Source organism: Maribacter sp. 6B07 (assembly GCF_002700155.1).
Lineage (GTDB): Bacteria > Bacteroidota > Bacteroidia > Flavobacteriales > Flavobacteriaceae > Maribacter > Maribacter dokdonensis.
Window position 1 is genome coordinate 1,406,465 of sequence record NZ_PDUT01000001.1, and the last position, 14,372, is coordinate 1,420,836.

Sequence of the window (14,372 nt, forward strand, 5' to 3'; positions counted from 1 at the left end):
TATAATGAAACAGTTTTATTTCCTATTACTAACCGGTATTTCAATAGTATCGGCACAGGTTCAACCAACTACATCAGAAAAAATAGATGAATCATTGATTGCCAAACAGGCTATGGATGCCAATTCACTGGTCAAAAATATTCCATTAAAAAATGTAGGTCCGTCTGTAATGAGTGGTCGTGTAGTAGATTTAGCGGTCAACGACAACAACCCAACAGAATATTACGTAGCATACGCTTCTGGTGGATTGTGGTACACCAACAATAACGGTAACACCTTTACTCCGGTAATGGATGAAACCCAAACCCAGAATCTTGGCGACATTACGGTTCATTGGCAAAGCGGAACCATTTGGGCAGGTACAGGAGAAAATAACTCATCACGTTCATCATACGCCGGTATCGGAATTTTAAAGTCTACCGATAAGGGTAAAACCTGGCAACATATGGGCTTATCAGATTCGCACCATATTGGGCGCATTATAGTAAATCCTGATAATGCAAATGAAGTAACCGTAGGCGTTACCGGTCATTTATATTCTCCTAACAAAGAACGCGGCATTTACAAAACCTCAGATGGCGGTAAAACTTGGAAAAAAACTTTATTCATTGATGACAATACAGGCATCATCGATGTTGCGGTTTCCCCTAATAATTATCAGATACAATACGCGGCAGCATGGCAAAAAGATAGAAAAGCATGGAATTTTAACGGCAGCGGTGAAGGTTCTGGCATTTATAAAAGTACAGATGCCGGCACCACATGGACAAAAATTTCAACACCCTCAAACGGATTTCCTACGGGAGAAGGAGTTGGTAGAATTGGCTTGGCCGTTTTTGATGACAACATTCTTTATGCAGTTCATGACAATCAATTTAGAAGAGAAAAATCCAAAGAAAAAAAGGAGAAACAGTCGGGCTTAACAAAAGATGATTTCAAATCGCTCTCCAAAGAACAGTTCTTGAAGCTGAACGACAAAGAGCTGAACGAATTTCTAAAAACCAATAATTTTCACGAAAAATATAGAGCTGCCAATGTCAAGCAAATGGTTCGTAGTAATGCCATACAACCGGCAGACTTAGCGTTGTATTTAGAAGATGCCAACAGTATGTTGTTCGATACTCCGGTTATTGGTGCAGAAGTCTACCGAAGTAATGATGGCGGTAAAACTTGGTCAAAACAAAACGAAGACTATATAGACGATCTTTTTTATAGCTACGGCTACTATTTTGCCCAGGTTACAGTTGACCCCAATAATGTTGATGCCATTTACTTAGCCGGCGTACCCATTATAGCATCTAAAGATGGCGGCAAAACATATACATCAATAAATGGTGACAACGTTCATGCAGATCACCATGCGTTATGGATCAATCCAAAATTACCTGGGCATCTCATTAATGGAAATGATGGCGGAGTTAACACGAGCTACGATGACGGTAAAAATTGGTTTAAGAACAACTCTCCCACGGTTGGTCAGTTTTATGCCATTGCCGTAGATCATGAAAAACCATATAACATATATGGCGGATTACAAGATAACGGAGTTTGGATGGGACCACACAATGCAGAGGAAAACAGTGAATGGCAGCAAACAGGGCAATACCCTTGGAAATCTATTTTAGGCGGAGATGGTATGCAGGTAGAGATTGACGATCGCAACGCTAATATCGTTTACACGGGATATCAATTCGGAAATTATTTTAGAATCGATTTAGAAAAAGACCAAAGAAATTATATTCAACCAAAACATGAGCTAGGCGAGGCTCCTTACCGTTTCAACTGGCAAACTCCTATTTTACTTTCTCCCCATAACCAAGATATTTTATATATGGGCAGTAATAAAATGCATCGTTCCTTAAATAAAGGAGACACATGGGAAACTATTTCAGCTGACCTGACACAAGGAGGAAAACAAGGTAATGTAGCCTATGGTACCTTGACAACAATTTCTGAATCTACCTATAAATTCGGATTGTTATATACCGGTAGTGATGATGGTTTAATTCAACGAACTGATAACGGTGGTGGTAGTTGGATAACCGTATCTAATAACCTACCTCAAAATTTATGGGTAAGCAAGGTCATTGCATCAAAACATAACGAAAATAGAGTATATGCTACATTAAACGGATACCGTTCAGACGACTTTACTCCCTATGTTTTTGTAAGTGATGACAAAGGGTCTACATGGAAAAACATTTCTAATAACATACCTACATCTGCCGTGAATGTTATAGTAGAAGACCCGGAAAATGAAAACCTTTTATTTGTTGGTACGGATAATGGCTTATACGTTTCATTGGATAGGGGAACAACATGGCAGTCTTTCCAAAATGGAATGCCCTATGTTGCCATTCATGATTTAGTCATACAACAAGATGCTAAACATTTAGTGGTGGGTACGCATGGTAGAAGTATTTATACCGCAAATATCGCTGCGCTTCAAAATTTGACTTCAGAAGTTCAGAACAAAGCACTGCACGTATATGCCATAGAAAATATTAAACATTCTTCACGTTGGGGTAATTCTTGGAGCTCTTGGTCAAAACCTAGAACACCAGGATTAGACATCACCTTCTACTCTGATAGTGATGATGTGTATGAAGCCAAAATAATATCTTCAGATGATATCGTAGTGAGTAAAACTGAAATTATTGCAGACAAAGGTTTAAATGTTTTATCCTATGATGTTGCTTTCTCTAAAATTGGCAAGATGAATTACCTTAAAAAACACAAAACCGTTTTAAAACAAGCTGATAATGGGAGCACCTACCTACCAAAAGGAACCTATACCATAGAAATCAAAGGAAACGGAACTGTTGAAAAAGCAACTTTTGATATAGAATAGCACAATGAAAATAGTAGATTGGAACGAGCTATCGGAACTAGGTGTTAGCCATGACCCAAGTATTAGGAAAAAGACATTGATAAATCGTGGTGAAATACCACAATTAATGATGTACGGTACCGCTGTTTTCAAGCCTGGTCAAAAAGTTGAGCTTCATAAACATGATACTATGTTTGAAGTTTTTCATATACAGACCGGTAAAGCCGTATTTACTATTTCAGGAAAGGATTATGAGGTTGGCCCTGGAAAATGCATTACTATAGCCCCTGGTGAAATACATGGCCAACACAACCCATTTGACCAAAATGTAACTTGGACTTATTTTGGAATAGCTACGGATTAAAAATTATTATTTATGGAACTCACTTTAGGCATACCAGCACTACTTTTCCCTGCCATTTCATTGACAATGTTGGCATACAATGCAAGATACTTGGCTATTGCCGCATTAATACGCCAATTACATCAAAAATATCAAGAAACGGCATCGCAATCCGTTGGCCTACAAGTTCAAAAATTACGTAAACGCCTCACCATTATAAAAAACATGCAAGCCACTGCGATCTTCAGTTTTTTATTGGCAGTAATTACAATGACCCTTATTTATGTAGAACTTACATTTTGGGCAAATTTGATATTTAGCATTAGTTTATTTGCGCTAATGGTGTCTTTGGTCTTATCCTTGATCGAGGTGCAGCTATCGACAAAAGCACTAGAAATTCAGCTAAAGGATATGGAGAACTAATGGAGCTACTTGTTTAAAGAACCCCAAACTAATTACCTTACCGTTCGTCGATGTTTTTATAAGCTATTTAACTAATATCCAGTATATTTGCCGTCCGATAATTAATTGGCATGAAAAAAGTTCGAGATCTCGAATTAATTAATCAAATACGGGAAATAAGGGAGTTTGAATTTGGCGTATTCTATTTCTTTAAAGGCGGTATTGTTATTTCTGAAATGCACGAAGGCGTTCTCTTCAGATGGGATAATGCAAAAAAAGCCGTTTATGCCGCTCAAGAAATTTACGACGATCATATTCCATTCATTTATATTGCCAATAGAATCAATAGATATCATGTAGCTCCTTTTGACTGGTTCAAGTTCTACAAAAATAGGTTTGATATGCAACATATTGCTGCGGTAGGTCCTTTAAAAGGTCATGCGTTAAGCATGTTCTTAAAAAAATTAATCTTCCCAAAAAGGATAAAAAGGTTCGTAGATTTAGACAAAGCTGTGGCTTGGGCAACTGAAATTTCCGAAAAATCTACAGAATCAGTAAATTAACATTATAATTTTGTTGAAAGAATAATTATTTGAAAGCCTTATTTACAAAAAAATCTTAAACATCTTCAAAATAGATTTTATAATCAGTCTAAATAGACATACTAAATCCTGTTAATTCTTGTTAATAACTAGCTTGTGATGTAAATTCGCATATAAAATTATCAACTAATGAGCGGATTTTTTAAATCTTCGATTGGTAGAAAGTACGCAATGGCACTTTCTGCTTTCTTTTTAATGTTTTTTCTACTTCAGCATTTTGCAATTAACATTTTATCGGTTTTCAGTCCTAATGCCTTCAATGAAGCTTCGCACTTTATGGGTACATTTTGGGCCGTACAATATGTTCTGCAGCCTGTTTTAATTTTCGGTGTAATCTATCATTTTGTGATGGGTTTCATCTTAGAAGCCAAAAACAGAAGTGCTAGGGTAAAAAAATACGCAAAAAACAATGGTGCTGCCAATTCATCATGGATGAGCCGTAATATGATTTACAGCGGTTTGTGCATTTTGGCATTTTTGGTACTTCACTTTATTGATTTCTGGATTCCAGAAATCAATACAAAATATATTCAAGGCGATATGTCTGGTTTATTGGGTAACGGTGAAGGCTTTCGATATTATGAGGAACTTGCCCATAAGTTTGAAAGCCCATTACGTGTTGGCGCTTATGTAATCGCCTTCGTATTCTTATCGTTACACCTAATGCATGGCTTTAGTTCTGCATTTCAGTCTGCCGGTGCAACGAGCATGAGAAAAGAAAAATTACAATTGTTTGGTAAAGCGTATGCTATAATAATTCCATTAGGATTTATTTTCATTGCACTTTTTCATCATTTTAATCATCATTAATACCTATTACTTATGTCTGTATTAGACTCAAAAGTACCTAAAGGTCCGTTGAAAACGAAGTGGACCGATTATAAGAACCATATAGATTTGGTAAACCCTGCCAACAAACGTAATATAGATGTTATTGTAGTTGGAACAGGATTGGCGGGTGGTTCTGCTGCTGCAACTTTAGCAGAATTAGGCTATAATGTAAAAACATTTTGCTATCAAGATTCTCCAAGAAGGGCACACTCTATTGCTGCACAAGGTGGTATTAACGCAGCAAAAAATTACCAAGGTGATGGTGATTCTACATACCGTTTATTTTACGATACCGTAAAAGGTGGTGATTACCGTTCAAGAGAAGCAAACGTATATAGATTAGCAGAAGTTTCTGCAAATATTATTGACCAGTGTGTGGCACAAGGGGTTCCTTTTGCACGTGATTATGGCGGACTACTAGACAACCGTTCATTTGGTGGTGTATTGGTTTCAAGAACTTTTTACGCCAAAGGTCAAACCGGACAACAATTATTATTAGGTGCTTATTCTGCAATGAACAGACAAATTGCCCGTGGTAAAATTACCCCGTTCAATCGTCATGAAATGTTAGATGTAGTAAAAGTTGATGGTAAGGCTCGTGGTATTATTGCCCGTAACTTGGTTACCGGTGAAATTGAGCGCCACTCTGCACATGCAGTAGTAATTGCCTCTGGTGGATATGGTAATGTATATTTCCTGTCGACCAACGCAATGGGATCTAACGCAACGGCTGCTTGGAAAATCCATAAAAAAGGAGCGTTCTTTGCCAACCCTTGCTATACTCAAATTCACCCAACCTGTATTCCACGCTCAGGTGACTATCAGTCTAAATTGACTTTGATGTCAGAATCTTTACGTAACGATGGTCGTATTTGGGTTCCTAAAAATATGGACGATGTAATTGCTATTCGCGAGGGCAAAAAGAAACCTACAGATTTATCTGAAGACGAAAGAGATTATTACTTAGAAAGAAGATACCCTGCATTTGGTAACCTAGTACCACGTGATGTTGCATCAAGAGCAGCAAAAGAACGTTGTGATGCCGGTTATGGTGTAAATGCTACCGGTGAAGCTGTTTATTTGGATTTTGCCTCTGCTATTGAAAGATATGGTAAAGAGCAAGCTAAAATTCATAACATCAACAATGCTTCTGCTGACAAAATATATGAACTAGGTGCGGCTATAGTAAAAGCGAAATACGGTAACCTTTTTCAGATGTACGAAAAAATCGTAGATCAAGATCCGTACAAAACACCAATGATGATTTACCCTGCAGTACACTATACCATGGGTGGTGTTTGGGTTGATTATAATTTAATGACTACTGTTGATGGTCTTTACTGTATTGGTGAAGCTAACTTCTCTGATCACGGTGCCAACAGGTTAGGTGCCTCTGCGTTAATGCAAGGTCTTGCAGACGGTTATTTTGTATTACCATATACCATTGGCGATTACTTATCCAATGAAATTAGAACAGGTAAAATTGCTACTGATTCCCCTGAATTTGATGAAGCAGAAAAATCTGTAAAAGATAGAATTGATTTCTTTATCAATAATAAGGGACAACATTCTGTTGATTATTACCACAAGAGACTAGGTAAGATTATGTGGGATAAATGTGGTATGTCCCGTAATGCGGAAGGTTTAAAAGAAGCTGCAAAAGAAATTAAGGAACTAAGAGAAAGTTTCTGGAAAGAAGTTAATGTTCCAGGTGCTGCCAACGAAATGAACCCTGAATTGGAAAAAGCGGGTCGTGTAGCAGATTTCTTGGAGTTGGGTGAATTGTTCGCAAAAGATGCTTTGGTAAGAGAAGAATCTTGTGGAGGACACTTTAGAGAAGAATCCGTTGAAATTGGCGGGGAACAAGCAGGTGAGGCAAAACGTAACGATGCTGAATTTGCCTTTGTTTCGGCTTGGGAATATAAAGGAGAACCTGGTGATGCTGTTTTGCATAAAGAGCAATTAGAGTTCAACGAAATAGAATTAAAACAAAGAAGTTATAAGTAGTTGATGGTTGCTAGTTGCTGGTTTAAATGAACCAACAACGAACAACGAACAACCAAAAACGAAATAATTATGAATCTGACATTAAAAATCTGGAGACAAAAGGGACCAAAAGATAAAGGTTCTATGGTCGATTATAAGGTAACGGATATATCTGAACATATGTCTTTCTTAGAAATGATGGATGTTCTTAACGAGCAATTGATCAACCAAGGAGAAGAACCAGTAGCTTTTGACCATGATTGTCGTGAAGGTATTTGTGGTATGTGTTCAATGTACATCAATGGTGAGGCCCACGGTCCTGATAGAGGTGTTACAACCTGTCAATTACACATGCGTATGTTCAAAGATGGCGATACTATCACTATTGAGCCATTTAGAGCAAAGGCATTTCCTGTAATTAAAGATTTAGTGGTAGACAGAAGTTCTTTTGATCGTATTCAGCACGCTGGTGGATATATTTCTGTAAACACCTCTGGTAATACCCAAGATGCAAATGCCATTCCTATTTCAAAGCACGCAGCTGATGAAGCAATGGATGCCGCTACTTGTATTGGTTGTGGAGCTTGTGTAGCAAGTTGCAAAAATGCCTCTGCAATGTTATTTGTTGGCGCAAAAGTATCACAATATGCTTTATTACCTCAAGGTCAAGTAGAAGCCGTAGATCGTGTGAAGAACATGGTAGCACAAATGGATTTGGAAGGTTTTGGTAACTGTACCAATACCGGTGCTTGTGAAATTGAATGTCCTAAAGGAATTTCTTTAGAGAATATTGCAAGAATGAACCGCGAATATTTAAGTGCTAACGTTAAAAGTTAGACTTAAAAATCATAAAATTTTAAAAATCCCGACCATTAAGGTTCGGGATTTTTTATTTTTAAGATATGTCAAAAGACTATAAACAAGAGCGAATTAAAGTACCACGATTCATTGAGGAATCTGGTTTTTACACTACTCCACAACGTTCTAAAATAATGAGCAAAATACGGGGTAAGAACACCAAACCCGAACTTGCCTTTAGAAAAGCCCTTTATGCCGCTGGATATAGATATCGCATTGATTATAAAAAGCTAATAGGCAAACCAGATATAGCCCTGCCAAAGTACAAAACAGTAATATTCATTGATGGTGAATATTGGCATGGTAAAAATTGGGAAGAGCGTAAACCAAAAATTAAGACCAACCGTGATTTTTGGATTGCAAAAATTGAACGTAATATACAACGCGATCAAGAAGTCAACCAAGAACTAAAAAGATTAGGATACACCATTTTTAGGTTTTGGGAAACCCAAGTGAAAAAGGATCTTGAAAACTGCCTACAGATAACTATAAGCCATCTAAATTCTTTTGAAAAGAGCACAAAATAATATGTATAAAGTTCATTTAGCAAATGTTTAACCCTTGAAACCCCTTTATTAATAAGGCTTTAACGGACATTACTCCCTTTGGTGTGTAACTTAGTATCAAAGAAATTATTAATCGTTAAAAACTATATATTATGAAGAGGATAGCAATATTAGCTACAAATGGATTTGAAGAAAGTGAATTAAAATCTCCAAAAGAAGCCATGGAGAAAGAAGGCTTTAATGTAGACATTGTAAGTTTAGAAAAAGGAGAAATAAAAGGTTGGGCAGACGGTAACTGGTCTAACAGTTACACTGTAGATAAAACCTTGAACGAAGTTAGAGCTGAGGATTATAACGCATTGGTATTACCTGGCGGAGTAATTAACCCAGATTTACTTAGAAGGGAAGAAACGGCTTTAGATTTTGTACGAGACTTTTTTAAATTGAAAAAACCTGTAGCAGCTATTTGCCATGCACCATGGACATTGATTAGTGCAGGTGTAGTAAAAGGAAGAAAAATGACTTCATTCCACTCCATTAAAGATGATTTAATAAATGCAGGAGCTGATTGGGTAGACCAAGAAGTTGTTGTTGACGAAGGATTCGTGACAAGTAGAAATCCGGATGATTTACCTGCTTTTAATTCTAAATTGGTTGAAGAAATAAAAGAAGGAAAGCATGAAATGCAACATGCATAATGCATCTGAAGTGGAATGTAGAAGCCCAGCCATTTGGTTGGGCTTTTTTTATGTCCGTAGTTAAAATTCATACATTTACTACTATGAACTATGAACATCTTATAAACGCATCAAAATTACCAGATGTAAAGACGACGATTTTCACTACAATAGGCAATCTTGCAAGAAAACATGATGCCATTGATCTATCTCAAGGATTCCCAAATTTTGAAGTAGATGAGAAACTAAAATCCTTGGTAAGCCATGCTATAGATCAAGGCTATAACCAATATGCACCCATGCCTGGTTATTTTGGCTTAAGAGAAATTATTTCCGATAAAATAAACACACTACATAACAAACATTACAACCCAGAAAAAGAAATAACCGTAACCATAGGTGCAACTGAAGCTATTTTTACGGCTATTACAGCCTTTGTTAGTAAAGGTGATGAGGTTATCGTTATAAAACCTGCTTACGACTGTTATGAGCCCGCTATTCTTCTTAATGGTGGCATTCCAGTGTATGTACAACTCAATGCACCAGACTATAGCATAAATTGGGAAGTCTTTCAGGAAAAAATTACCAGTAAAACTAAAATGGTGATTTTAAATACACCCCATAACCCCAGTGGAACGGTTTTATCTAAATGGGATATGGAGCAACTACAGACTATTTTAAAATCTACCAACATCATATTATTAAGTGATGAAGTTTATGAACATATCACTTTTGATGATCAAGAGCATGAAAGCGCATCAAGATATCCAGAACTTGCCCATAGAAGTTTCGTGTGTGCCTCTTTTGGCAAAACTTTTCATGTTACCGGTTGGAAGGTTGGGTATTGCGTAGCACCAAATGAACTAATGGCCGAATTTAGGAAGGTGCATCAATTTGCGGTATTTTGTGTAGATCATCCTGTTCAACGTGCATTAGCAACCTATTTACAAAACCCTTCCAATTATCTACATTTGAATAATTTTTACCAGGAAAAACGAGATTTATTTCTTAATGGGATAAAATCGTCCAAATTTAAATATAAACCATCACAAGGAACGTACTTTCAATTATTGGATTACTCCGCTATATCCACGGAATTTGATGAAGCTATGGCTGAACGCTTAATTAAACAAAACGGTATAGCCTCAATTCCTATTTCATCGTTCAATGTTGAAAATAGAAATGACCATATGCTCAGATTTTGCTTTGCAAAAAAGACAGCTACCCTTGAAAAGGCAATTGAGATTTTGAACAGCCTATAAGCTTCAATTTATAAGGCAGCGTTTACTTTCTTCACAAATGCTCCAATTTTATTCGGTTCTAACCAACGTGTAACGACTACAAGATCATTTTCTTTGTCTATAACTATAAAATTACCTCCAAAACCGGCAGCGTAATAAATGTTTTCAGATAATCCTTCCCAATGTCTTGCACCCTTTTTATTCAACCACCACATATACCCATAGTTACTATTAGGTATGGATGGTGTTGTTGCCTTTTTAATCCATTCTTCGGAAATCAATTGTTTATTTTCCCACCTACCATTATTTAAGAACAACAGACCAAAGCGTGCCATATCTTGGGTACTGATAAACATTCCTGCCCCTGAATGACCTCCTCCAGTGACCGATTTCATTTGTAGACCATCTATCTCTGTCCATGCATTATCATAGCCATACCAACGCCATGTAGTAGATGCCCCAATATTATCCATAATATTTTCCTTTAGCACCAACGGCATTGGTTTACGCCAAACCTGGGTTAGGGAATATGCCAAAACATTTACACGAACATCATTATATTCCATAACAGTACCCGGCTCTTTGGGCATTTCCATTTTCCAGTCATCAATATTTCCAGTACTCGGCGGTCTATCTGCCCAGTCCTTACCTCCCCATAGCTCACCTGACCAAGCCGAGTTTTGCTGTAGCAGATGTTCCCATGTAATTTTGGAATTATGGGTACCATCAAAAGTACCGTCCCATACGTAATCACCCACCAAATTTTTGGTGTCTTCAATGAGACCTTGGTCTTCTGCCAGACCGGCCATGGTGCTTAAAAAACTTTTAGTGACACTAAAGGTCATATCAACTCTCTTTGTATCTCCCCACTGTGCAACCACATAGCCATTCTTTAAAATCATACCAGCAGGTCCGCCTCTTTTCTTTGTAGGTCCCAATATTTTATGAAAAGGTTCGCGCTCAAAACCCTTAACAATTGCTATACGTAAATCTCTAGACCCAGAGTATTCATTGTCTTCTGCAAAAGCAATAGCTTCTTGCAATAATGCGTCTTTAATTTTAAAGTCTTTTGGAGCACGCTGTTCCCAAGAAGCGTTCGGATTGGGAAAATAATAATCTTGAGCATGAATATTTCCAATTAAGAAAATAGTCAAAAAGATGATAAGAGAATATTTCATAAATGTTGGTTTAAAGTTACAAGGTACTTAAATCGAACTGCATTAACCAATCAGTCTGCTCATCTGAGCCTATGAAATACGGGTGGGTGTCAAATTTTTGAAAACCGTGACGTTCATAAAATTTAATTGCCCTTGCATTTTCTTCCCATACCCCTAACCATAGCATTTTCTTATTTTTTATTAATGCTATATTTTTAATGTGATGCAAAAATTGTTTCCCTAAACCTAAATTTTGATACTCCTTTAAAACATAGATGCGTTCCAACTCTATGCTATCAGCTCTTTTAACGTCTGATTGCGCAGAAAGCACGTTGAGTTTAAAATAACCCACCAACATATCATTTCTGAATACGAAATAAAACTCGCTGTTGGCATTTAAAAGTTCAGATTTAATTTTATTAAAGGCAAAAGCCTTTTCTATATAATCTTTAAAATCTGCGGGGTCGTTATCTTTTTCAAAGGCATTTACAAAGGTCTGCTCAGAAATCAATCTTAATTGTTCCGCATCTTTAAGAGAACATTTGGTAAATGTGAGTTCCATATTACTAAAATAGAAAAAGGAGCAAATTACTTTGCTCCTAATCGGGGGAAATTCTATAAAAAGGTTGATTTGATAACTTATCTGTTTTTAATACCGCTCTACAAAAGCGGTATTATTATTCGCGGGCATTTTTCATATGCGAACTTTTATTGTTTTTCTGCAAATAATTTTCCTTCTGTTCTCATTAAAATAGTACCATCGTCGGTTTCTTCCATTTTTACAAAATCGTCGGGGAAATCTGTGCCTGGATAGCTTACTATATAAATTCCGTCGTGAACACTCCAACTGAAATCTGTTAGGTAAACCACTTGACCCTTGTTATAGCCATGAAACCTACCTAAATAAACGTCATTGAAAATCCATTCCTCATTATCTACCACCATTTTATTTTCATTGGTAGCAGTTTTCACTGTATGCTGCCAAATACCGATTATGGGGTCATTGTTCTCCTCTATTTTGGAACATGAGGTAACCAGTACCATCAGAACCAGATAGTTGAATACATACTTCATATTAGGTTAAGTTTCAAAAGCGATTTGGGATTCACTCTTAATTACAATACAAATATATGTAGTCTTTTTCTTACAAAATAATATTTGTGGTAAAACTTAGCAAATCTGTTGTGAACTTCTACTGATTGGTTTATGAATTGAGCACCGTAATAATATTTAAAGAAATATCTAGACATGGTGCAAAAAAAAAGAGCGACTAATATGTCGCTCTTTTTTTAATTCTTTACAGTTTATTTATAGCATAAACAGCTTTTTAGTAAGTCTAAGAAATCCGCTTAAAAAGTCATTTCTGTAAACCTGTACCTTATGTTCTGGTGTAATGTTGTTTGTTTGAGAATTCATGGTGGTTAAGTAATTAATAGATTAAGGGTTTTATTGAGACCTAAAGATATATTTGTTTCCCCCAATTCCAACAAAAATTGTTGTGTATAGAATATAACCTGTTGTGAAAAAAATGAAAAGCACATTTCACCGATGAATTCACGGTATTCTAAACCTCCATTTCTTTAACCTGATCAGGTACAATTAACTGACCTTCCGTAGCCTTCTTAATTTCATCAACACTAACACCTGGTGCTCTCTCTAACAATAGAAATCCGTTCTCAGTTACCTCTAGAACAGCTAAGTTGGTAACTATCTTTTTTACGCAACCCACACCCGTTAATGGCAAACTACAACGTTTTAATAGCTTAGAATCCCCAGCTCTATTGGTATGCATCATCGCAACTATGATATTCTCCGCTGAAGCTACAAGATCCATAGCGCCACCCATTCCCTTCACCATTTTACCGGGTATTTTCCAATTGGCTATATCGCCATTCTCAGCCACTTCCATTGCCCCCAAAATAGTCAAATCAACATGCTTACCCCTTATCATGGCAAAGCTTGTGGCCGAGTCGAAAAAAGAAGCTCCAGGTAATGCAGTTATCGTTTGTTTACCCGCATTGATCAAATCTGCATCTTCTTCTCCTTCCACTGGAAAGGGACCCATACCTAAAATTCCGTTTTCACTTTGAAACTCCACGCTAATATCATCTCGTACATAATTTGCGACCAAGGTAGGAATACCAATACCTAGATTAACATAATAACCGTCTTCTACTTCTTGTGCAATTCTTTTTGCAATTCCGTTTTTATCTAACATGAGCTTATTTTTGACGTACAGTTCTTTGTTCTATTCTTTTCTCATAACCCTTACCCTGAAATATGCGTTGAACAAAAATACCAGGTATATGTATTTGGTTTGGATCCAACTCACCTTCGGGCACCAACTCTTCTACCTCCGCAACGGTAATTTTAGCTGCTCCACACATACAAGGATTAAAATTACGTGCCGTACCTTTAAAAATTAAATTTCCGGCAGCATCACCCTTCCAAGCTTTTACAAAAGCATAATCTGCCTTAAATGCTTCTTCTAAAATGTACATTTTACCATTGAATTCTCTAACCTCCTTACCTTCGGCTACTTCTGTACCATATCCAGCAGGAGTATAAAATGCGGGAAAACCAGCCTGGGCAGCCCTACATTTTTCAGCTAATGTGCCCTGTGGTGTCAACTCTACCTCTAACTCACCACTTAACATTTGTCTTTCAAATTCATCGTTTTCACCAACGTAAGAAGATACCATTTTCTTAATTTGATGTTGATGCAACAATAATCCCAAGCCAAAATCATCCACTCCCGCATTATTGGATATACAGGTAATATCCTTTACACCCAATCTTACTAGTTCAGTAATTGCATTTTCGGGTATACCGCAAAGACCAAATCCGCCCAACATAAAGGTCATTCCATCTTTAACACCCGCTAATGCTTCGGTTACATTATTTACAGTTTTACGTATCATTTTGTTATTAATTATCTT

At 36.9% G+C, this 14,372-nt stretch carries 15 protein-coding genes; 10 read left to right on the forward strand and 5 right to left on the reverse strand.

Going from position 1 to position 14,372, the window contains the following annotated elements; translation table 11 throughout:
- The first annotated feature begins 4 nt into the window (after positions 1–4).
- The 10 genes from CSC80_RS05860 (at position 5) to CSC80_RS05905 (ending at position 10,297) form a co-directional block, all read left to right on the forward strand.
- Positions 5–2,851 (forward strand): sialidase family protein, encoded by a 2,847-nt coding sequence (locus CSC80_RS05860; RefSeq protein ID WP_099190429.1) that lies wholly within the window; start codon positions 5–7, stop codon positions 2,849–2,851.
- A gap of 4 nt (positions 2,852–2,855) precedes the next feature.
- On the forward strand, positions 2,856–3,194 hold the full coding sequence (locus CSC80_RS05865; protein ID WP_099190431.1) for a cupin domain-containing protein: 339 nt from the start codon (positions 2,856–2,858) through the stop codon (positions 3,192–3,194).
- 12 nt (positions 3,195–3,206) lie between these two features.
- On the forward strand, positions 3,207–3,596 hold the full coding sequence (locus tag CSC80_RS05870; RefSeq protein WP_058104488.1) for a DUF2721 domain-containing protein: 390 nt from the start codon (positions 3,207–3,209) through the stop codon (positions 3,594–3,596).
- Between the two features lie 110 nt (positions 3,597–3,706).
- Positions 3,707–4,138, forward strand: coding sequence for a hypothetical protein (locus CSC80_RS05875; RefSeq protein WP_074670976.1), 432 nt, complete (start codon positions 3,707–3,709; stop codon positions 4,136–4,138).
- Between the two features lie 168 nt (positions 4,139–4,306).
- Positions 4,307–4,987, forward strand: coding sequence for a succinate dehydrogenase cytochrome b subunit (locus CSC80_RS05880; protein ID WP_074670975.1), 681 nt, complete (start codon positions 4,307–4,309; stop codon positions 4,985–4,987).
- A gap of 12 nt (positions 4,988–4,999) precedes the next feature.
- A complete protein-coding gene (locus CSC80_RS05885; protein WP_058104491.1) occupies positions 5,000–7,015 on the forward strand; it encodes a fumarate reductase/succinate dehydrogenase flavoprotein subunit in 2,016 nt (671 codons plus the stop codon).
- A gap of 69 nt (positions 7,016–7,084) precedes the next feature.
- On the forward strand, positions 7,085–7,831 hold the full coding sequence (locus tag CSC80_RS05890; RefSeq protein WP_058104492.1) for a succinate dehydrogenase/fumarate reductase iron-sulfur subunit: 747 nt from the start codon (positions 7,085–7,087) through the stop codon (positions 7,829–7,831).
- A 65-nt stretch (positions 7,832–7,896) separates the two neighbouring features.
- Positions 7,897–8,379 (forward strand): very short patch repair endonuclease, encoded by a 483-nt coding sequence (locus CSC80_RS05895; protein WP_099190433.1) that lies wholly within the window; start codon positions 7,897–7,899, stop codon positions 8,377–8,379.
- 131 nt (positions 8,380–8,510) lie between these two features.
- Positions 8,511–9,056 (forward strand): type 1 glutamine amidotransferase domain-containing protein, encoded by a 546-nt coding sequence (locus CSC80_RS05900; RefSeq protein WP_074670970.1) that lies wholly within the window; start codon positions 8,511–8,513, stop codon positions 9,054–9,056.
- The gene (locus CSC80_RS05905) at positions 9,056–10,297 is read left to right on the forward strand and encodes a methionine aminotransferase (RefSeq protein ID WP_343224337.1); all 1,242 of its coding nucleotides are present in this window, start codon (positions 9,056–9,058) and stop codon (positions 10,295–10,297) included. The genes CSC80_RS05900 and CSC80_RS05905 overlap by 1 nt, the downstream gene beginning before the upstream one ends.
- A gap of 8 nt (positions 10,298–10,305) precedes the next feature.
- Here CSC80_RS05905 and CSC80_RS05910 read toward each other — a convergent pair whose 3' ends face one another.
- From CSC80_RS05910 to CSC80_RS05930, 5 genes are all read right to left on the reverse strand, one after another.
- Positions 10,306–11,454 carry a serine hydrolase gene (locus tag CSC80_RS05910; RefSeq protein ID WP_099190435.1) on the reverse strand — a complete coding sequence of 383 codons (1,149 nt, stop codon included), beginning with the start codon at positions 11,452–11,454 and terminating at the stop codon, positions 10,306–10,308.
- A 16-nt stretch (positions 11,455–11,470) separates the two neighbouring features.
- Positions 11,471–11,995 carry a GNAT family N-acetyltransferase gene (locus CSC80_RS05915; protein ID WP_099190437.1) on the reverse strand — a complete coding sequence of 175 codons (525 nt, stop codon included), beginning with the start codon at positions 11,993–11,995 and terminating at the stop codon, positions 11,471–11,473.
- A gap of 146 nt (positions 11,996–12,141) precedes the next feature.
- Entirely contained in the window at positions 12,142–12,507 is a 366-nt protein-coding gene (locus tag CSC80_RS05920; RefSeq protein WP_074670962.1) for a hypothetical protein, read from the reverse strand.
- A gap of 490 nt (positions 12,508–12,997) precedes the next feature.
- Complete coding sequence (locus tag CSC80_RS05925; protein ID WP_058104499.1) at positions 12,998–13,651, reverse strand: CoA transferase subunit B; 654 nt, start codon at positions 13,649–13,651, stop codon at positions 12,998–13,000.
- 4 nt (positions 13,652–13,655) lie between these two features.
- Complete coding sequence (locus CSC80_RS05930) at positions 13,656–14,354, reverse strand: CoA transferase subunit A (protein WP_071340875.1); 699 nt, start codon at positions 14,352–14,354, stop codon at positions 13,656–13,658.
- Positions 14,355–14,372: the final 18 nt, after the last annotated feature.